Below are 21,113 nucleotides of genomic sequence, written 5' to 3' on the forward strand. Positions count from 1 at the left end.
TTATAGCTACTAAAAGGAAATCCTATGTCTGTCGTGATTTATCACAACCCTCGTTGTTCAAAAAGTCGTGAAACGTTAGCATTATTAGAAAATCAAGGTGTTCAGCCAATAGTTGAATTGTATTTGCAAAAGCAGTATTCCATTGATGAATTACAAAGCATTGCCCAAAAATTAGGAATTGATGATGTGCGTCAAATGATGCGTACGAAAGATGATTTATATAAAAGCTTAAATTTAGATAATTTAGAACTTTCTCAAGCTGAATTATTAAAAGTCATGAGTGAACATTCAGCGCTTATTGAACGCCCAATTGTTATCAATGGTAATCAAGCTAAAATCGGGCGTCCGCCAGAAACTGTACTTGAGATTTTGTAATTTAAACGTTTGCACGTATAATACTCCGGCCGTGGAAATCCTTCCGCGGCTTTTTTGAGGAAAAATTATGGCAAAGCAACAAAAAAGTGCGGTTGAAAATGAAACCGTTTATGAGCACACTCGAGGAGTGATCAAAGATAATGCAGTGATGGCATTATTGCATGATAAATTATTTCGCCAGCGTGTTGAGAAAAAACGTAAAGGGAAAGGTAGTTACCAACGTAAAGTGAAACACACAGGGAAAATGTTTGAAAGCCCGATTATAAATTTTTTGATTACAGAAACTTTATAATCGGGTTTTTCTTAGGCTAAAAATAGTAAAAAGGAGTATAAAAATGTCAAATCAGCCTCAAGTCCTATTTAATAATACATGGAATGTACGTATTAGCGATCCTGGTGAAGAAGGGGCAAAAAGCCATTTTTTTGAAACTATCTACCTCACTTTAACTGCATATTTTGAAGAAAATAGAGTACGTTATGAGTTTGTTCGTAAAGTAGAAGATCAAATAAAAATTCAATGCTCTTTTACAGAACTAAATGAGTTATTCAAATTTCTGGGTGATTATTTCGATCCCGTTTTTATCGGATTATTAGGCGTAAAAATTGGGAACCTTGATGTGAAATCAGAATAATAACTTGACTCATCCACAAACTATTTTAGTACACTACCTATATTTAGGTGTTAATCCAACAGATGTGGCATTTACCTTTGCGGATCATGAATTCAATTGGATTGGTGTTACGCATATGATCTTTTCTTTAGTTTTTGCAATTGGTTATTGCTTAGTCGCAGAGCGTTTTCCAAAAATTAAGTTTTGGTAAGGTATTGGAGCAGGGATTATTGCTAATATTTGCGTGCACTATATTACTTTCCCCACACTAGGTTTAGCCCCACCAGTTGCAGAATGGCCGCTATATGAACATATTTCAGAATTAGTTGGGCATATTTTCTGGTTCTGGACTATTGAGGTTATTCGTCGAGATTTATGTAATCGCTTAACTGGCGAGCCAGATGCGGAGATTCCTCTAACTTAAGCTAAACAGTATAAATTTTGATAAAAAACGGGTTAAGACTAATAAGTTTTAACCCGTTTTTTGCTGGATAGAGATGCTTTAATTAGCAACAAATTTCTTGTACGACAAATTGTAATGAATGTCTCGCAAATTGCTGTTGTTTACGGTGTTTCAAGCGTCTCAAACGTAGATTACGTGATAAAGAGGTTTGTTGTAAATTGGTTTTCTTTTTAAGAAAAGTTTTGCGTTTTAACATTTTATTTATCCTTTTTTCCTTTTATTTCTTCTGAATTTTCAACCGCACTTTCGTTGTTGGCATTATCATTTGTTGTTTGATTTTCTTGGACCCGATGATAATTCACAATGCTATTCATATAGCGGCGAATATTTTCTACATATTGATGGGCTTCATAGCCTCGCGCATAGCCGTATTTCAGTTGGGAATAATAGCGTTTTTCTGCTAATAAAGGCAGATTTTTTTTCACATCGAGCCAATTATCTGGATTTCCTCCAAGGTTTTTAGTTAAACGACGTGCATCAATTAAGTGGCCTAGTCCCATGTTATAGGCGGCTAAGGCAAACCAAATTCTTTCTTCTTTTTCAATGGTTTCTGGAATTTGACTAATCAGCCAGTGTAAATATTCTGATCCCGCTTTAATGCTTTGTTCAGGATCTGTTCTATCGCTGATTTTCATATGTTGTGCGGTATCTTTCGTCAGCATCATTATGCCACGCACGCCCGTAGGTGATGTTGCATCTGGATTCCAATGAGACTCTTGATAAGCGACTGCCGCGAGTAATCGCCAATCTAATTCCCCTTTGTATTTTTCAAAGAGCGGTGAGAATTGTGGCAGGGTATTTTCAATTGCGTTCATATAAGAGCGCGTATCCACGTAATCAAATTGTGAAATATGCCCTAAATATTTTTCTTTTAAATTATCTACTAGCCCTGTTTCTTGTGCATTATTCATAAAATTGAGTAAGGTGGCTTGCAGATCGTTGTAGGCATTATTTGGTAAATACCAGTGAATGTTTGCTTCATCAGTAATATCAAAGGCAATAGCTAATTCTGGTTTGATTTGTTGGATCGCCGCGATATCAATGGAATTTGCAATAACGTAAGGAATTTTGCCTTCAGACAGCTGTAGTAATAGTTCTTCTTGAGTAAACGCTTGATTTCTTTTCCAAGTTAATTGTGGATATTGTTTTTGTAATTCTTTTAGTGTTTCTTCCAATGATGAATTGTTAGCGATATAAATTTCTTTCTTAACATCGCCTAGATTTTTAGGGCGTTGTTCATCTTTTCGATAAGCTAATTGCCATGAAGCTGAATGATACGCTGGGCCAATTTGGAAACGTTCTGCATTATTAGGATGATATAAAAGGTGAGCTACAGCTAAATCAATATTATGCTTATCTAACTCATTAAATAATTGTTCTTGATTATCGAAAGTTTTAATTTCGAGTTCTACACCCAGTGAATCAGCAAATGCTTTAGCCAATTCATATTCAAAGCCTCGTTCGCCGTCTTTATTGATAAAATAAGAAATAGGGTTGTTCATTGTGCCCACAATGAGTGAGCCTCGTTCTTTAATTGCTGTATAGTGGTTTTCTTCAGCATGGCGTAGAAATTGCCATGGGAATACCATATCAATAGCCCAAAGCAATAAAGCCAAGGCAGTAATAATACGTAAAAAGAGACCTTTCAATGATTTTTCCTATATAAAAATTTTGCGGGATTGTAGCCAGAATTTAAGCAATAGACAATAAAAAGCCCCTTGAGGTTCAAGGGGCTAATTCTACTTTATCAATAGTGCTAAATTTTAAATGATGGCAAAAACATTAGGAAACAGCACTATTCTTTATATCACAAGGATATTATCCTCGGCGATCACGGCGTGGTTTATCGCTAAAAGAGTGGTTACTTTTTTCATTAAATTTACGATTTCCACGATTGTCATTACGGCGTTCATTACGTCCACGTTCTCCACGGAAATCGCCACTACGGCCTTTACGTTTACCGTTAAAATCATCGCCGCCACGCGAACTATCAGACTTCACAGCACCTAAGAAAGACATTTGCATTTGTTTATTCAATACGCGTGTTTTACCAAATTGTTGCAATAATTCTTTCGGCATACCTTGTGGCAATTCAACGGTAGTGTGGTCATCATAAAGTTTGATATGACCAATATAGCGGCTATTGATATCACCTTCGTTAGCAATTGCCCCCACGATATGGCGAACTTCTACACCATCCGCACGACCGACTTCGATACGATATAAATCCATTGGTTGTGGATTTCCATAGCCTTTACGTTCGCCACGACGTTCAGCTGAACGTGGATTTTCACGGCGATCACCGCGTTCATTACGTTCACGACGACGTTTTTCCATTGGTGGATCAGGTGGAAGAATGAGTTTTTGTTTGCCTTGGAGCAGCATCAACATTGCTGCAGCAATATCTTCTTGATCCTGATCGGCTGTGAATAAGTCTTCTAATAAACTACGATATTGTTCTAAATCGTGATGCTCGAGTTGTTTCGTAATTTTGGCAACGAATTTTTTGCGACGGCATTCTTGTAACACAAGATGATTTGGTAATTCTACTTCATTGATACCTTTTTTCATTAGGTGTTCAATATTACGAAGTAAACGACGCTCGCGAGACTCAACGAATAATAAAGCACGACCAGAACGACCTGCACGACCAGTACGGCCAATTCGGTGTACATAAGATTCTGCATCCAGCGGAATGTCGTAGTTCACCACAAGGCTGATACGTTCAATATCAATACCGCGTGCGGCTACATCGGTTGCTACAACAATATCTAAACTGCCGTTACGTAAGCGATCGAGGGTTTGTTCGCGGAGTTGTTGTGTCATATCACCATTAAGTGCGGCAGAACGGAAACCATTTTTTTCAAGTAGTTCTGTAATGTCTAAAGTTCCAGTTTTAGTGCGAGCAAAGATAATCGCTGCATCAAAATCTTCCACTTCTAAGAAACGAAGAAGGGCTTCATTTTTACGCACGCCGTGCACATACCAGCAACTTTGGTCGATATCTGGGGCATTTTCGTTATTAACCTTGATCTTCACTTCTTTTGGATCATTCATAAAACGTTTCGTAATACGACGGATCGGTTCAGGCATTGTTGCGGAGAATAACGCTGTTTGGTGATTTTCTGGTAATTCTGCCATGACGGTTTCTACATCATCAATGAAACCCATACGTAACATTTCATCTGCTTCATCTAATACGATAAAACGAAGTTCAGAAAGATTTAATGTGCCACGGCGAATATGGTCAAGAATACGACCTGGTGTACCCACAACCACTTGTGCACCTTGTTTTAATGCACGAAGTTGGATGTCATAACGTTGACCACCATATAAGGTAACAATGCGGGAGCCATGAGCATATTTAACAAATTGTTCGCACGCATCGGCAACTTGAATAGCAAGTTCGCGAGTAGGCGCCATCACTAACATTTGTGGATGTTTTTCACTTGGATCGATTTGCGCTAATAAAGGCAGTGCAAAGGCAGCTGTTTTACCACTACCCGTTTGTGCCATACCTAGCACATCATTGCCACTGAGCAAATGTGGGATACAAGCTTGTTGAATTGGAGAAGGGGTTTCAAAACCTAAGTCAGAAACAGCTTTTAAGATGAACTCAGGTAAGCCTAAGTCATTAAAAGTAATTTTGTCAGTCATTAAAATACTCGAATATAAATAAGGAAAGCTCAAAGAGGCCTTCGGTTTATTAAGTTGAGCAGAGCGAATGCGTTTTTCTATTCGTTCTACTGTAAAGAGCGGTGATTTTTTGATTGGTTTTTAGAAAACAATCGCTTTGGTTACCGTACTTTTCTCTTCTTTTTCGTCTTCTGTTTGAACTGGTTTTAGTTTCATGAGTTCAAACGCGGCAAAACGATACTCAACAAAGTTATAAACCTGATTTGCCATAGCTAGTTTAAATAAAGCTGCCGCTTCATCTACTAGCCCTACATTGAGTTTTTGTTTTGCTAGATAAAAATAGGTTTCTGTAAGAATTTCAGCATATTGTTGTGAATTTTCAGCAAATTCACTCGCACGTTGTTGTAATTCTTCTACAGAGATGTGTCCTAAGTAATATTGAACGATATGTGTACCCCAGAAGTCCTCTGATAGCCCTTTTGCTCGTTCAACAAGGTTTGTTTGGGCTTCTTGTGGTTTTAATTTTTGTTCGTTCAAATATAGCCATAAGACACGATAGGGATCTTTTGTATCGGCTTGGTAGAACTGTAAGAAATCTTGCTGAGCAAGATGGTAGCGCCCTACATAATAAAAATTTAAACCACGATTAAGGTGGGTATAGTCATAACTTGAATCTAATTCAAACACCGTATTGAAAGCTTCCAATGCGCCGTCGTAATCTTCTTCAAGCAATAAATAAAGCCCTAAGTAATTGTACACAGATGCCATTTTAGGCTGTAATGCAAGGGCTTGAGTAAAATCGTAACGAGCAAGTCCCCATAACCCAAGGGAATCATAGAGTACGCCACGTTCAAAATGTAGCGATGCACGTTCTTCATTACTCATTTTTCCAACGAGTAGTACTTGGCTTAATCGTACGATCATCACTTCTTGTTCAAAGTGAGTATTCGGATTTTGTTCAGCCAACACGACATGATTTTTAGACACAAAACCGCCCCTGGACTGAACACAGCCAGCAAGGAGTAAGATCGCACATAAGCTAAATAAATAGACTATAAAATGGCGAGATAAGCGAAAACACCGCATTTGCTTTCTTTATGCCTAAAAGTTGGAAAACAACAAAACTTGGCAGCGAATGCTACCAAGTTTTGATTCGATATTCCAAGATTATTCTTGTTCTTCTACAGAATCTTCTTGGTTAATTTCAGTTTCTTGTTTGGGAGCCAAGTCTTTCATTGTTAAACGAATACGACCTTGACGATCGATTTCAACAACTTTCACGTTTACTTCTTGGCCCACTTGGAGGTAATCGCTAACTTTTTCTACGCGCTCTTCAGCAATTTGAGAAATATGAACTAAACCTTCTTTATTTCCAACGATTGCTACGAATGCACCAAAATCAGCAAGACGAGTGACTTTACCTTTGTAAATTGCGCCCGCTTCAACTTCTGCAACGATTTCTTCAATACGTCCCATTACGTTTTTCGCTGCATTGCTATCTACTGCAGCAATTTTCACTGTACCATCATCATCGATATCGATAGAAGTGCCAGTTTCTTCAGTTAGTGAACGGATTGTTGCACCACCTTTACCAATCACATCTTTGATTTTCTTAGGATCAATTTTCATTGTATAGATGCGCGGTGCATAATCGGAGATATCTGCTCGTGGAGCAGGGATTGCTTGTTCCATTACACCAAGAATGTGCATACGCGCACTTTTAGCTTGGTTTAATGCAATTTGCATAATTTCAGGGGTGATACCTTCAATTTTGATGTCCATTTGAAGGGCGGTGACACCTTCACGTGTACCCGCTACTTTAAAGTCCATATCCCCTAAGTGGTCTTCATCACCTAAGATATCTGAAAGCACCACGAATTTCTCTTCTTCTTTCACTAAGCCCATTGCGATACCTGCAACAGCAGCTTTAATTGGAACGCCCGCATCCATTAATGCTAAAGACGCACCACATACAGATGCCATAGAAGAAGAACCGTTAGATTCAGTGATCTCAGATACTACACGCACTACATACGGGAATTCTGCAAGGCTTGGCATAACCGCTGCTACACCACGTTTTGCTAAACGACCGTGACCGATTTCACGGCGTTTTGGCGAGCCGATCATACCGGTTTCACCTACAGAATATGGAGGGAAGTTGTAGTGGAATAAGAAGTGATCTTGACGTTCACCTGTTAATTCATCAATGATTTGTGCATCACGTTCAGTACCTAATGTTGCAACGGCTAATGCTTGTGTTTCACCACGGGTGAAAATTGCAGAACCATGAGTACGTGGTAATACACCAGTACAAATGTCTAATGCACGAACGGTATCAACGGTACGACCATCAATACGTGGTTCACCTGCAATGATACGGCCACGAACGATTTGGCTTTCAAGTGCGGTGAAAATATCCACGATTTTACCTTCGCTGATTTCTTCATCTTCAGCTGTGATTTGCGCAATCACATCCGCTTTAATCGCGTCGATCTGTTCGTAACGTGCTTGTTTTTCAGTAATACGGTATGCATCGCCTAAACGTGCTTCTGCAATCGCTTTTACTTTGTTGATTAAATCTGTATTTGGTTGTGGTGCAACCCAATCCCAACGAGGTTTGCCAGCTTCTTTTGCAAATTCTTTGATTGCTTCAATTACAACTTGTTGTTGTTGATGACCGAATACGACCGCAGCTAACATTTGTTCTTCAGTTAAGATATCAGCTTCAGATTCAACCATTAATACGGCTTTGTCAGTACCTGCAACCACTAAGTCTAAACGGCTTTGTTTTTGTTCAGCCATAGTTGGGTTTAATACGAATTGGTTGTCGATGAAACCAACACGTGCTGCACCGATAGGGCCATTGAAAGGCACACCAGATAAGGTTAATGCTGCAGAAGCACCAATCATTGCTACTAAGTCTGGGCTGATTTGTGGGTTTACAGAAACTACAGTTGCCACAACTTGGATTTCGTTGAAGAAACCTTCAGGGAATAATGGACGAATTGGACGGTCGATTAAACGTGCAATTAAGGTTTCGCCTTCAGATGGACGACCTTCACGTTTGAAGAAACCACCAGGGATTTTACCCGCCGCATAAGTACGTTCTTGATAGTTTACGGTTAATGGGAAGAAGTCTTGACCATCTTTCACATCTTTTTTAGCAACAACAGTCACGAATACCGTGGTATCGTCCATGCTTGCCATAACCGCTGCAGTTGCTTGACGTGCAATCGCGCCGGTTTCTAGAGTAACGGTATGTTGACCGTATTTAAATTGTTTAACAATTGGATTCACAATGTTTTCCTTTAAATTCATATTAAAAACAATGCCTTATTTTCCAGATTGCGACTAGCAAAAGAAATCTTTTGTAAAAATAACCGCACTTCGAGTGAGTAAAATTGCTTTTGATAGCCGCACGCTAATGTAGAAAATAAAGCTTAAGCATTATACAGGGGTTTTTGTGTGATTGGTAACTTTATTTCATTTAACCGACTTGTTATCATATTCTCATAGAAATACATACGTAAGGAGATACTATGATTATCAGTGCATTAAATAACCCAAATTTTAAAGTGGGGTTACCAAAAGTTATCGCAGACATTTGCGATCATCTCAATACTTTAGATCTTGAAGCATTAGAAAATGGTCGTCATGATTTAAGCGAGCAAGTCTATATGAATGTCATGGAATTTGATACGGTTGAAGCAGATAGCAAACAGGCTGAACTTCACCACAAATATCTAGATATTCAATTACTTATTCGTGGTGAAGAAAATGTTGAAGTAAGCGCGACTTATCCAAATCTTAGCTTATACGATGAATATCATGAAGCAGATGATTACCAATTAACCCCACAAATTGAAGATAAAATCACCGTGACACTTTTACCAAAAATGTTCGCCGTCTTTTTCCCTTATGAACCCCATAAACCGGGTTGCACCGTAAACGGTAAATCTACTATTGTGAAAAAACTGGTGGTGAAAGTACCGGTAGAATTGATTTAATTATTTCGATTCATTAAAGAAAAAGTGCGGTTAGAAATTTATATATTTTCTGACCACACTTTTAAATTTATCGCTCTCTTAATGCCTGTTTCATTCGCGTAATTGGTTTTATTAAATATTGAAACACTGTTTTCTCACCAGTTTTAACATCTACTGTTGCAACCATCCCAGGAATAATTGGCATTTCGTTCCCGTTTTTATCAACAAGATGGCTCCCTGACGTTTTCACTAATATGCGATAATACACGTTATTCATATTTAGCTTTAATTCACTAGCATTATGTTTTTCATCACTTAATGTATCTGGGCTGATTAACGTCACTTCGCCTTGTAAACCACCATAAATGGCATAATCATAAGCGGTGAGTTTTACAACTGCAGGCAAACCAGGGCGGATAAATGCAACATCATTCGGGCGAATATAAGCCTCAACTAGAAGATTATCTTCAATCGGTACAATTTCAAGAATATCCTGCCCAGCATTAACAACTCCACCAATCGTATTAATGCGAATATTTTTTACAATCCCTTTCATTGGTGCACGAATTTGTGAACGTTCAACGGGGTCAGCTCGCATTGCCATATTTTCCTTAGCCTGTGCGAGTTCCGATTCTGTTTTTACTAACTCATTACTTGCATCTGTTGTATAACGGTTTTGACGTTCTGTAATTTGTGCTTCTAAATCATGTGAATCACGTTGCATACGTAAAAGATCAACTTGTGACATAACGCCACGTTTTACCATTGGTTCTGCTATAGCTATTTGCTGTTCAAGCGCATCTTTACTTTGTCTTAAACCCGAAACTTGTTCTTCCATCGCTCTACGACGAGAAACGTAAGCGGCTTCTTCACGCTTTTTTAATTCATCTGAAATATGGTCAGGGAAAACAAGATTTGTGTTGTAGGCCTCTGCCTGTAAACGAGCTACCATGGCTTCTAAGTTTTCTACTTTTGCTTGGCTTTCACGTAAAATAGCAGAACTACGGGTATCATCTAATCTTAAGAGAATTTGCCCTTTTTCAACGGTATCTCCTTCCTTGACTAACATTTCTTGAATCGTTCCTGGATCGAGGCTTTGTACTATTTGCTCACGGCTACTTGGAATAATTCGTCCTTGTCCTTGGGTAACTTCTTCGAGCGGACTAAAATATGCCCAAATGATAAAAGCAATGATAAAAGACAAAAATAAACTAATTATTGAAAAATAACCCGTATGTTTTTCCGATTGTAAGGCTGCATTTAGATCGTTAATCAGCTTTAAATCGTCTTGATTGATATTTTCTCTTTGCTGATTTGACATATTACTCACCTTTTTCTTCTTTTTTCTCAGCGGCAACCTGTGCAACATTTTGAGCTTTTGCCTGTGCTGCTTGTGCTTGTCGCTCTTCATTTTCACGCAATTTTGCAATAACTGCATCTCGAGGGCCATCAATTACAACACGGCCATTATCAACAACAACGACACGATTAACCATTGGTAACACTTGTAAACGATGCGTCACCACTACAACGGTTTTATCTCTAGCCCATTGAGATAACACGCCTAGCGCTTGTTGTTCAGTTTGCTCATCTAAACCTGTTGTGGGTTCATCTAATAAAACAACACGAGGATGACGTAAAGTCAAACGTGCTAATGAAACAATTTGTTTTTGTCCACCAGAAAGCCCCAAACCATCTTCACCGAGTGGCATATCCAAACCTTTAGGATGGTTACGAACCAACTGATCTAAATGGAAATTACGCAATGCACCAAGCAATTCCTGGTCTGTTGAATAACCATCCATTCTGGCTAAATCTAAGTTCTCACGTAATGTCCCAAGGAATAAACGTGGGGATTGATTAAGTAAAGTGACTTTATCACGTAGGAAATTCGGATCAATTTGGCGAATATCTACATTATCTAACAAGATATTTCCGCCCGTTGGCTCATATAGCCCACTCGCTAATTTCAATAATGTACTTTTACCACTACCGATTCGCCCTAAAATTGCAACTTTTTCACCTGGACGAATGGTTAAATTAAGGTTTGCAATAGCAGGTTGCGAATCTTTATTATATTTAAATACGACATTGTTAAAGGTTATCTGACCTTGTACTTGATCAAGTGTTACATAAGAACGTTCTGGATCTCGTTCAATTGGTCTTTCAACAATGGAGTTTACACCTTTGAGTGCATTCTTAGCTTGTTGATATCGAATGGCTAATCCTGCAATTTTCCCAAGAGATGAAAGTGCGCGGCCAGAAAGGATTACCGAAGCAATTACCGCACCCATTGTAATACGAGCTTCAACGACATCATCGTGAATTAAATAAGTACCTAATACAACTAAACCTACGGTATTTAATTGCTGTAGCCCTACTGTAAAGTTAGAAACAAATTCATTGATCTGCTTAACTTTCATTGAACTGATAGCTGTTAAAGCATTGAGTCTATCCCAACGCTGCTGAGCCCAGTTAGTTGCATTATTAACCTTTAATGTTTCAATGCCTTCTACCGCTTCAACCGCTAGGCCCTGACGTTGGGAGCTCTCTTTCATACTTTCATTGATACGTTTTGCTAATGTTGGCTGCACTGCAAAAGAAATTAGCAATACTAAAGCGCAAGTTACTGCAGGTACAATAACCAATTTTCCACCAATAACAAACATGACAAATAAGAAAAGCAATAAGAACGGTGCATCAACTAATACCAATAAGCTAGCACTTGTCATAAATTCACGCACAGCCTCAAAATCGCGTAAATTATTCGCATAAGAGCCTGAAGAAATTGGACGTTCAATTAAACGTAATGCCATAACCCGCCTAAAAAGCGCCGAACTGACAATTAAATCTGCTTTTTTACCAGCAATATCAGTTAAATGCGAACGTATCATTTTAGCAATAAATTCAAAGGTGATAGCTAAGAATACGCCTATACTTAACACCCATAATGTTGAATATGCTTGGTTTGGAATCACTCGATCGTACACATTCATCACATAAAGTGAACTCACCAATGCCAAAATGTTGATTAAAAAAGAGGCTAAAATGACTTGGTAGTAATATTTTTTAAAGCGACCAATAACCTTCCAGAACCAGGCTTTTGGTAAATGATATTCTGGTAATTCAGAACGGTGATCCGCAGTTAATTTTGGCTTAATAAACCAGCAGAATCCCAAATATTGTGCTTCAAGATCTTTATGGCTAACCTCATGTGCTGGCGCATCACCTTGGCGAATAACATAAACACGCTCTTCGCCACGCCCTTTTACCTCACTCACAACAGCAGCTTCGTCATTATGTAAAATAATAATAACTGGCATCGCTAGTGAAGGAATCTCAACTAACTTACGGCGAGAAATATGGTTTTCAAATCCATAACTACGCAATACTTCGCTAAGTGATTGAATATTCGCATTTAAATTTCGATCCCTTGCGACATTTGCGGCTAACGCCTCTTCTGCAACAGGTTGATTGAGTAGCTTTGTTGCAATAGCTAAATGTTTAATAATTGAATTCATAAAATTTATCTACAAAATGCCTTCTACTTAGAACTGACCATTTGCATTAAAATCTGGGATTTTTGCCCATTTTGCTAAACTTGCTTTCGCCAATAAATATGCCACAGCTGCATCGCGGTAATCATTTTGTGCTTCCACATAACTTGTTTCTGTTGCGGCTAATTCTGCATAAGAATCTAATACTTCTAGCAAAGTGCGGTGAGAAATATAGAATTGTTGCTCATAGTCTTGAGCAACTTGAGATTGTGTCGAAATCAGTGATTTTACAATTTTAGCGCGCTGCTCACTTTGCTTCATATCCACTTTTGCTGTTTCTGCTCGTTCCTGGATATCACGTAATAACTCATCTGAACGCGCTTTAGCAGATCGTATTACTGCGTGGCTCTTCTCCAGTGCATAATCAGCAGATTTATTATAAAGATCCCAAGTCATCGTTACCGCAACACTTCTATCATGGCGAGTTGCACTTCCTTCTAAATTAATAGAGGGATATTTTGAAGCTTTTGCAACTTCAGCATCCGATAATGCACTACTGTATTCTGATTCTTGCGCTTTCACACTTGGATGTTCAGTGATTGGCACTTTATCGAATAGTGCAATAAGCTGTGCTGAATTCTGTTTATTAAACGGATCGACAATATCTTTTTCAGTTAAACGTTTTGAGCTATATTTGTTTAATTTACTCAAAGTAACTGATAACGTTTTCTGTAAACTTGCTTCTGTTGATTGTGCTTGTAAATAACGGGATTGTGCCTGTGTCATCTCTGAACGACGACCAGAATCATATTCACTAATTACTCGCAAATCTGCTAAGAATTTCTCATGACGTTTAATATTTTTTTTCGCAACTGCAATGGATTCTTTTGCACGAAGTGCGGTTAAATAAAGAGTGCTAATCGTGTTGGCTAATTCTTCGCGCGTTTCATAATATTTATGTTGATAATATTCCATTTTATGTTTATCACGCTCAACAGCAGCTTGAATTCCACCCCAAGCATATAAATTTAAACGCGATTTAATGCCAACATCATCACGCATTCTGGCATTATTAGAAGTATGTTGCTGGGCGACAACATTTTGTCCCGTTAACGAAAATGTTGGATAGTGCCCAGCTTTAGATGCTTCCATTTCATTATAAGCGCCTTCTGTATTAGCGCTCGCCTCAAGTAATGCAGGATCATTTCGCAAAGCATTGCGAAGAATATCAGCAAGTTCTTCTGCAAAAGCAGATGGAGATTGCAATGCACCAAGGAGTAGCAATGCAATGATTTTATGATGTACAAGTTTCATGGAAAGGCTCTCTTATAGAGTAATCAAAATAAAATTTTTTAACTGTTTAATTATAGCTCAAATAAGTTAAGAGTAATAATTAAAGATGCAAACTGCTCGTAAAATTTAACCGCTTGTAAAGGCAGTGTTCAAGATAAATATTGCATAAAGCTGCGCTAAAAACATCTCAGCTATACCTCTTTTTATTCAGCATCAAGCAGTCAAACGTTCTCGATTTTTACAAAAAACGCACCCGAAGGTGCGTTTTTCTAATACACGTTACAAATTAACTAACAGCAATATCGGAATCAATCCAGAGTTCGTTAGAACTGGTGTGGTAAACATGATAAGTATTGCCTTTATAATTAACTTGTGAGCTTGCAATTTCACTAATATCATTTAAACGCACTTTATCACCTGCATCACCATCAACAATTAATACGTTGTTGTGAGATTTACCACTGTCATCAACCGTTGGTTTAGCACTGTGGTTTCTCTCAACATCATCTTTTTGGATATTAAGTGTGTTGTTTAGCGTACCTTTAATATCAATTTTCTCAAAGTTAGAGAGCGATGTAATCGAGGTAATAATCGCTTCGCCGTCTCGATTCACAAACTCAAGTGTATCGAAATCATCACCACCATCAATAGATAGTTCTTTGTAAAAAGAGTAACGCGAAATAGAACCTGATGTTTTTATAATATCATCACCTGAGCCCATATCTATCCTAGCTTGTAAGGTTCCATAGAGGGATCCATAGGTGAACGGTAAATCTGTAGAACGCGCTTCAAGAATATCATTACCCGCGCCCATATTAATAGTGCCCGCAATTCGCTCAAAGCTTGCATAGTCATTAGCGCTACTGCCCATACCGTTACTATCTATAGTATTAGATGATCCACCTGTCTCATCAGGATCTTTAGCATTTTCACCCGCTTGGGCTGTTACCAGTTCGCTATAGTTGTACGCAGAATTCCTCGCTTGAGCTGTCACATAAGAGCCATCTTTTATGTGGTATTGCGGAATGGTTGTGCTGTTTTGACCTGCTTCAATGTTTGGGAACGTCGTAAGATCGCTTGAAGTCCAGCTACCATCTGCATTTTTGGTTAAAGTTAGGTTGAAAGGCATAGCCGCATCCTTTGGGTTCAAAAATATGTCAGAATATTCAAAGACTACTCTTATTTCAACAGCATCGCCCACTTTTGCATCATCTGGTACTTTCACGGTGACTGAACCATCCGTAGTTGATGGAATAAGTTCTGGTGCGCTTGGTGCAGGAGTAGGAGTATCAGGTTTTTTACCGACTACATGGCCAACCTCATCACTAAATATACCTGAATTAGTAAACACTTTCGCCCATACTAGTGAGCCAGGTTGTATTTTATCCGCTGAAATTATTGCTTTACCCGTAGCAGGATCTACCGTCACATCCGGATTGTCCGAAGTCCAATTACCGTCCTCACCTTTTGTTAAGATTGTGATTTTTTGTGTCCCAGCTTTATCGGTATATCTTACTTTCATAGACTTAAGATCTTGAGCTGTAGGATAGGTAATTTCCACAAAACCATCTGTTTTTACGGTTACGTTTGGCGAAGCTATTTCGCTATGAAGACCAATTCCCGACGATGGGCCTTGATTACCAGCAGGATCTATCCCATAAGCATATACCTCCTCGAATCCTTTAAGTGTATTAGCTGGAATAACAGTATTAGTGTCGCCAGCATTAACATTCGGCACGTTCTCTGGTTTATCTGAAATCCAACTACCATCCTGTTGTTTAGTCAAGGTAGCTAAAGTTTTACTAGTATCAATCTCATCCTGCCCCAAATCCAGATTATCGTCATCTTTATAAATATCTCCTTTAATTACAACAGAATCACCAACTTCGGCCTCTTTTGGCATTGTTACTCCTATAGAACGATTTTCTAAAGAAAACAGTTCCGGCCGGCTTGGTGCATAAGTATCCGGAATGCTAACCGCATTTTCCGTTGCTGCTTCACCTGTGTTACCTTGATTATCTGTTGCCGAGGCTTTCACTAGAGATCCATCTTTCACTTTATGTGCTAGAAGAGTTATTTTGCCAGTTTCTGAATTGAGCCAGATATCATTATCTGGATTAGATGATACCCAACCTTTATCAGCATCTTTAGTAATCGTGACTGTTTGTGGATTTCCCTCTTCATCAATGTAGTGCACTTCAACTGATTTAGTATCTTCATCTGCTGGAGGAGTAATATAAACAAAACCATTCATTTTCGCTTCAATAGTTGGTTTAGCTGGTGCCGTTTTATCTACATTTTCACCCGCTTGAGCCGTTACTAGTGCACTATTATTGCCCGCTGGGTCTTTCGCTACTGCCGTTACATCAGAAGCATCTTTCACTTTATCTTGTGGAATAGTGGAGCTGTCTTTACCCGCATCAACATTCGGTAAGATTTCTGGTTTATCAGAAGTCCAGCTGCTGTCTGCATTCTTAGTTAAGGTGACTTTTTCGGGGGTATCAGAGGTTTCGCTAATTACGGTTACTTCTACAGTATCACCTACTTGCGCATCGTCAGGCACTTTCACGGTTACTGAGCCATCAGAGGTTGATGGCGTTACTTGTGGTGCACTTGGTGCCGTGGTGTCAGGATTATTACCCGCATTTGCTGAACCTTCTTCAACAGTTGGTTTAGCTGGTGCAGTGGTGTCTTTAGCGGTATTGTTATTAGCGTTATTATTTTTATCACTATTATCAGATGGTTTGTCAGCAGTGTTATTTGATGAGCCGCCACCATGACTGCCACTTGCTGCTGCGATAATACCACCTACAGCAGCCACACCCGCGGCTACCCATAACCAGCTTGGATTAAATGCCCAGAATGGTGCAGTTACGCTGTTCCCGCCCAATGCTTGTGGTGCAAAAACTTGATCAGCAAGCAAAGTCACCGCATCGCTTTCTACACCACTTTGTGGAACATAAGCATAGTATTGACCATCTTCAGCCATACCTAATACTAATTCAGTATTATCATGTTCATAATAGCCTTCTAAGACTAAATCGCTTTCTTTATTGATATCGGTGCCTTCAAAGGCAATATAAAGATCGTTGCCAACACGTTTGGTGTCGATCATTTCAGGGGCATATTGTGTTGTTTCGTCAACCAATTCATAGTTCACATTAGGCTGTGCTTTGATAATAACTTTTTTGGCTGAAGTGTTTAATTTGACGGTTTCAATAGTTGTATTGCCATTATTAATCTTTACGCTAATATTTTTTGACATAAATAATCTCCCTTAATTGATTAATGAGTTGCACAAGCGGTGTTGTTTACACGAGAAATAGTATTAGCTTGATGCTTAAGCATTTTTAAAGCTTCTTGTGCTGTTGCTGCGTCTACCTCTTTTAATTGTGGTTTTGATGCATTAGAGGTATCGACGTAGAAATAATGAACAGATTGCTTCGCGAGATTGACAGTTAAGTTTGTTGCAGGCTTCATTGCAACATAGTGCGCTTCAAGTGCGGTCGGTTTTGCACAAATTTCAGTTTTAGTGAATCCCCCGACTTGAAGAGAAGACAGGTATTCGCCATTTACTTTGATATTGACTGCGATTGGGTTTGCTCCAGCATCAGTGCGATAGAAAACTAAGCCAGCATGATTTTCTTGTGGTGCCACACTCGTTGATTGATTATCAAAATTTGACCATTTTTCGTTGTTTAATGAGCAAGCAGATAGCATGAAAGCGGCAATCGCTGCAGTAAAAAGTTTGGAAAGTCTCATAATAAAGTCCTTTAAAATATACCTATAGGTTCTAAGCAAACGCGATGTTGTTGTTTGAAAATTGTACGCACAGGGCGATAAGGTGGCGCATTTTAACTCAAATTTTAAATAAAGGAAGGGAAAGTTAAAAAAATTTACACTTTATTTACAATGTAATTTTAACTTATTGATTTTATTATTTTGCTTGCTTGCTTGCTTGCTTGCTTTAACTCATTGATTTTATTGTTATTTAATCACTGTAATTGACCATTTGGCATTGTCAATTTGCTCGAAGTTTGTGACTTCATAGCCTTCTTTTCTCTCTTTTTACAAAAAACGCACCTGAAGGTGCGTTTTTCTAATAGACGTGACAAATTAAGCAACGGCAATATCGGAATTAATCCAGAGTTCGTTAGAATCGGTGTGGTAAACATGATAAGTCTTGCCTTTATAATTAACTTGTGAGCTTGCCACTTCACTAATATCATTTAAATTCACTTTATCACCTTCATCACCATCAACAATTAACACGTTGTTGTGAGATTGACCACTGTCATCAACCGTTGGTTTATCGTTGTGGTTTCTCTCAACATCATATTTTTGGATATTAATTGTATTGTTTAATGTACCTTTAATATCAATTTTCTCAAAGTTAGAGATCAGTGAGATCGTAGTTATAATCTCTTTGCCGTCTCGATTCACAAACTCAAGTGTATCGAAATCATCGCCACCATCAATAAAAATGTCTTTGTAAAAAGGGTTATCATCCTGAATAGGACCAGATGTTCTTACGATATCATCGCCTGAGCCCATATCTACGATTGCTTCGAAGATTTGAAAGAAGAACGGCATCTCTGTAGAGCGCGCCTCAAGAATATCATTACCCGCGCCCATATTAATGAAGCCCCCAATTTGCTTAAAGCTTGCATAGTCATCACCACTACTGCCCATACCATTACTATCTATAGTATTAGATGATACCCCAGCTTCATCAGGAACTTTAGTATCTTCACCCGCTTGGGCCATTACATCTGCGCTCCTGTTACCAGCAAGATCTATCGCCATAGCAGTCACTTTAGAACCATCCTTCACTTCTTCTTGTGGAATGGTTGTGCTGTTTTGACCTGCTGCAATGTTTGGTAACATTGTAGGATTGTTGGAAGTCCAACTACCATCTGCATTTTTGGTTAAAGTCAGGTAGGAAGATATAGCAGAATCCTCTGGGTTCAAAAATACACTAGAAGTTTCAGGGACTACGCCTAATATAACAGTATCACCCACTTCTGCATCATCTGGTACTTTCACGGTGACTGAACCATCCGTAGTCGATGGAATGATTTCCGGTGCGCTTGGTGCAGTAGTATCAGGGGTTTTATTGACAGTCTGGTGTGAATAAGTATTCATACCCGAATTATCAAACAAATTCACATATACTTTCGAACCATCTTGTATTTTATCCGCTGAAATCATCGCTTTACCCGACGCGGGCTCTACCATCATATCTGGGTTGTCCGAAGTCCAATTACCGTCCTCACCTTTCGTTAAGCTTGTAATTTTTCGTGTACCAGCTTTATCGGTATAGCTTACTTTCATCAACTTAAGGTCTTGAGTTGCAGGAGGGGAAATCTCCACGAAACCATCTGTTTTGACGGTTATTGTTGCATAACCTATTTTGTCATAAAGATTGTTATTAATATAAGTCAACTCTACTCGGCTTTGATTACCTGCAGGATCTACCGCATAAATATGTAAAATCTGGAATCCTTTAAGTTTATTAGCTGGAATAATAGTATTAGTATTGCCTGCATCAACATTCGGCACATTCTCTGGTTTATCTGAAATCCAACTACCATCCTGTTGTTTAGTCAGGGTAGCTAAAGTTTCAGCAGAATCAATATCGCCCTTATGCGGATCCCAATCCCAAGCATTGCGGTCTTTATAAATACCTAGTTTAATTACAACAGAATCACCAACGTCGGCCTCTATTGGCATTGTTGCTAATAGAGAACCATCTTCTAAATGAAATAGGTCTGGTTCTGTTGGACCATAAGTATCTATAATGTTAACCGCATTTTCCGTTGATGCTTCACCTGTGTTACCTTGATTATCCGTTGCAGAGGCTTTCACTAGAGAGCCACCTTTCACTTTATGTGCCAGAAGTGTTATTTTGCCAGTTTCTGAATTAAGCCAAATGTTTTCTGGATTAGATGATACCCAACCTTTATCAGCATCTTTAGTAATCGTGACTGTTTGCGGATTTCCCTTTTCATCAATGTAGTGCACTTCAACCAATTTAGCATCTGCAGGTGGAGTAATATAAACAAAACCATTCATTTTCGCTTCAACTGTCGGTTTGGCTGGTGCAGTGGTGTCTTTAGCGTTATTATCAGAAGGTTTATCAGTAGTGTTATTTGACGAGCCGCCACCATGACTGCCACTTGCTGCCGCGATAATACCACCTACAGCAGCCACACCTGCCGCTACCCATAACCAGCTTGGATTAAATGCCCAGAATGGCGCAGTGACGCTGTTTCCGCCTAATGCTTGTGGTGCAAAAACTTGATCTGCAAGTAATGTCACCGCATCGCTTTTCACCCCACTTTGTGGAACGTAAGCATAGTATTGACCATCTTCAGCCATACCTAATAGTAATTCAGTATTATCATGTTCATAATAGCCTTCTAAGACTAAATCACTTTCTTTATTGATATCGGTGCCTTCAAACGCAATATAAAGATCGTTGCCAACACGTTTAGTGTCGATCATTTCAGGGGCATATTGTGTTGCTTCATCAACCAATTCATAGTTCACATGAGGTTGTGCTTTGATGATAACTTTTTGATTTGCTGAATTTAATTTGACGCTTTCAAGAGTTTTATTACCGTTATTAATCTTTACGCTAATATTTTTTGACATAAATAATCTCCCTTAATTGATTAATGAGTTGCACAAGCGGTGTTGTTTACACGAGAAATAGTATTAGCTTGATGCTTAAGCATTTTTAAAGCTTCTTGTGCTGTTGCTGCGTCTACCTCTTTTAATTGTGGTTTTGATGCATTAGAGGTATCGACGTAGAAATAATGAACAGATTGCTTCGCGAGATTGACAGTTAAGTTTGTTGCAGGCTTCATTGCAACATAGTGCGCTTCAAGTGCGGTCGGTTTTGCACAAATTTCAGTTTTAGTGAATCCCCCGACTTGAAGAGAAGACAGGTATTCGCCATTTACTTTGATATTGACTGCGATTGGGTTTGCTCCAGCATCAGTGCGATAGAAAACTAAGCCAGCATGATTTTCTTGTGGTGTCACACTCGTTGATTGATTATCAAAGTTTGACCATTTTTCGTTGTTTAATGAGCAAGCAGATAGCATGAAAGCTGCCATCGCTGCAGTAAAAAGTTTGGAAAGTCTCATAATAAAGTCCTTTAAAATATACTTATAGGTTCTAATCAAACGCGATTTTGCTGTTTGAAAATTGTACGCACAGGGCGATGAGGTGGCGAATTTTAACT

The 21,113-nt window shown here is 38.8% G+C and carries 15 protein-coding genes and 2 pseudogenes; 5 read left to right on the forward strand and 12 right to left on the reverse strand.

The annotated features are described in order from the left end of the window. Positions 1-24 precede the first annotated feature (24 nt). The 4 genes and pseudogenes from arsC to AC6H0J_RS03855 all read left to right on the forward strand — a co-directional run. A complete protein-coding gene (gene arsC / locus AC6H0J_RS03840; RefSeq protein WP_118817294.1) occupies positions 25-375 on the forward strand; it encodes an arsenate reductase (glutaredoxin) in 351 nt (116 codons plus the stop codon). Positions 376-442: 67 nt separating this feature from the next. Further along, positions 443-687: pseudogene (locus AC6H0J_RS03845) on the forward strand (alternative ribosome-rescue factor A). A gap of 23 nt (positions 688-710) precedes the next feature. Further along, positions 711-1,007, forward strand: coding sequence for a DUF5377 family protein (locus tag AC6H0J_RS03850; RefSeq protein WP_118817292.1), 297 nt, complete (start codon positions 711-713; stop codon positions 1,005-1,007). A gap of 40 nt (positions 1,008-1,047) precedes the next feature. Further along, positions 1,048-1,410: pseudogene (locus AC6H0J_RS03855) on the forward strand (DUF1440 domain-containing protein); the annotation flags it as partial. Between the two features lie 82 nt (positions 1,411-1,492). Here the strand turns inward: AC6H0J_RS03855 and AC6H0J_RS03860 are convergent. From AC6H0J_RS03860 to pnp, 5 genes are all read right to left on the reverse strand, one after another. Beyond that, the gene (locus AC6H0J_RS03860) at positions 1,493-1,645 is read right to left on the reverse strand and encodes a hypothetical protein (protein WP_005631066.1); all 153 of its coding nucleotides are present in this window, start codon (positions 1,643-1,645) and stop codon (positions 1,493-1,495) included. Position 1,646: 1 nt separating this feature from the next. Continuing rightward, a complete protein-coding gene (mltF, locus tag AC6H0J_RS03865; protein WP_118817291.1) occupies positions 1,647-3,098 on the reverse strand; it encodes a membrane-bound lytic murein transglycosylase MltF in 1,452 nt (483 codons plus the stop codon). A gap of 169 nt (positions 3,099-3,267) precedes the next feature. Next, complete coding sequence (locus tag AC6H0J_RS03870) at positions 3,268-5,106, reverse strand: DEAD/DEAH box helicase (protein ID WP_118817290.1); 1,839 nt, start codon at positions 5,104-5,106, stop codon at positions 3,268-3,270. A gap of 120 nt (positions 5,107-5,226) precedes the next feature. Next, complete coding sequence (nlpI, locus tag AC6H0J_RS03875) at positions 5,227-6,171, reverse strand: lipoprotein NlpI (RefSeq protein WP_118817289.1); 945 nt, start codon at positions 6,169-6,171, stop codon at positions 5,227-5,229. 81 nt (positions 6,172-6,252) lie between these two features. Next, positions 6,253-8,382 (reverse strand): polyribonucleotide nucleotidyltransferase, encoded by a 2,130-nt coding sequence (gene pnp, locus AC6H0J_RS03880; RefSeq protein WP_497512862.1) that lies wholly within the window; start codon positions 8,380-8,382, stop codon positions 6,253-6,255. A gap of 242 nt (positions 8,383-8,624) precedes the next feature. On the opposite strand from pnp, the gene nanQ reads away from it, so the two are divergent. Beyond that, positions 8,625-9,092, forward strand: coding sequence for an N-acetylneuraminate anomerase (nanQ, locus tag AC6H0J_RS03885; RefSeq protein ID WP_497512863.1), 468 nt, complete (start codon positions 8,625-8,627; stop codon positions 9,090-9,092). A gap of 67 nt (positions 9,093-9,159) precedes the next feature. On the opposite strand, the gene AC6H0J_RS03890 is transcribed toward nanQ, so the two are convergent. From AC6H0J_RS03890 to AC6H0J_RS03920, 7 genes are all read right to left on the reverse strand, one after another. Next, entirely contained in the window at positions 9,160-10,392 is a 1,233-nt protein-coding gene (locus AC6H0J_RS03890; protein WP_497512864.1) for an HlyD family type I secretion periplasmic adaptor subunit, read from the reverse strand. A 1-nt stretch (position 10,393) separates the two neighbouring features. Next, entirely contained in the window at positions 10,394-12,592 is a 2,199-nt protein-coding gene (locus tag AC6H0J_RS03895) for a type I secretion system permease/ATPase (RefSeq protein ID WP_497512865.1), read from the reverse strand. A gap of 27 nt (positions 12,593-12,619) precedes the next feature. Continuing rightward, positions 12,620-13,882, reverse strand: a complete 1,263-nt coding sequence (locus tag AC6H0J_RS03900) for a TolC family protein (protein ID WP_114892384.1) — start codon at positions 13,880-13,882, stop codon at positions 12,620-12,622. A 265-nt stretch (positions 13,883-14,147) separates the two neighbouring features. Then, complete coding sequence (locus AC6H0J_RS03905) at positions 14,148-17,126, reverse strand: cell wall anchor protein (RefSeq protein WP_497512866.1); 2,979 nt, start codon at positions 17,124-17,126, stop codon at positions 14,148-14,150. A 20-nt stretch (positions 17,127-17,146) separates the two neighbouring features. After that, complete coding sequence (locus AC6H0J_RS03910; RefSeq protein ID WP_497512867.1) at positions 17,147-17,623, reverse strand: hypothetical protein; 477 nt, start codon at positions 17,621-17,623, stop codon at positions 17,147-17,149. A 354-nt stretch (positions 17,624-17,977) separates the two neighbouring features. Beyond that, positions 17,978-20,518, reverse strand: a complete 2,541-nt coding sequence (locus AC6H0J_RS03915) for a cell wall anchor protein (protein WP_497512868.1) — start codon at positions 20,516-20,518, stop codon at positions 17,978-17,980. A 20-nt stretch (positions 20,519-20,538) separates the two neighbouring features. Next, the gene (locus tag AC6H0J_RS03920; RefSeq protein ID WP_118817283.1) at positions 20,539-21,015 is read right to left on the reverse strand and encodes a hypothetical protein; all 477 of its coding nucleotides are present in this window, start codon (positions 21,013-21,015) and stop codon (positions 20,539-20,541) included. Between the last annotated feature and the right edge of the window lie 98 nt (positions 21,016-21,113).

Source organism: Haemophilus sp. THUN1691 (assembly GCF_059704425.1).

What these genes read in the sequence shown, in the direction of transcription:
- arsC (WP_118817294.1), top strand. Translation starts at nt 25, where the DNA reads ATGTCTGTCGTGATTTATCACAACCCTCGTTGTTCAAAAAGTCGTGAA.
- AC6H0J_RS03850 (WP_118817292.1), top strand. Translation starts at nt 711, where the DNA reads ATGTCAAATCAGCCTCAAGTCCTATTTAATAATACATGGAATGTACGT.
- AC6H0J_RS03860 (WP_005631066.1), bottom strand. Translation starts at nt 1,645, where the DNA reads ATGTTAAAACGCAAAACTTTTCTTAAAAAGAAAACCAATTTACAACAA.
- AC6H0J_RS03870 (WP_118817290.1), bottom strand. Translation starts at nt 5,106, where the DNA reads ATGACTGACAAAATTACTTTTAATGACTTAGGCTTACCTGAGTTCATC.
- nlpI (WP_118817289.1), bottom strand. Translation starts at nt 6,171, where the DNA reads ATGCGGTGTTTTCGCTTATCTCGCCATTTTATAGTCTATTTATTTAGC.
- nanQ (WP_497512863.1), top strand. Translation starts at nt 8,625, where the DNA reads ATGATTATCAGTGCATTAAATAACCCAAATTTTAAAGTGGGGTTACCA.
- AC6H0J_RS03890 (WP_497512864.1), bottom strand. Translation starts at nt 10,392, where the DNA reads ATGTCAAATCAGCAAAGAGAAAATATCAATCAAGACGATTTAAAGCTG.
- AC6H0J_RS03895 (WP_497512865.1), bottom strand. Translation starts at nt 12,592, where the DNA reads ATGAATTCAATTATTAAACATTTAGCTATTGCAACAAAGCTACTCAAT.
- AC6H0J_RS03900 (WP_114892384.1), bottom strand. Translation starts at nt 13,882, where the DNA reads ATGAAACTTGTACATCATAAAATCATTGCATTGCTACTCCTTGGTGCA.
- AC6H0J_RS03905 (WP_497512866.1), bottom strand. Translation starts at nt 17,126, where the DNA reads ATGTCAAAAAATATTAGCGTAAAGATTAATAATGGCAATACAACTATT.
- AC6H0J_RS03910 (WP_497512867.1), bottom strand. Translation starts at nt 17,623, where the DNA reads ATGAGACTTTCCAAACTTTTTACTGCAGCGATTGCCGCTTTCATGCTA.
- AC6H0J_RS03915 (WP_497512868.1), bottom strand. Translation starts at nt 20,518, where the DNA reads ATGTCAAAAAATATTAGCGTAAAGATTAATAACGGTAATAAAACTCTT.
- AC6H0J_RS03920 (WP_118817283.1), bottom strand. Translation starts at nt 21,015, where the DNA reads ATGAGACTTTCCAAACTTTTTACTGCAGCGATGGCAGCTTTCATGCTA.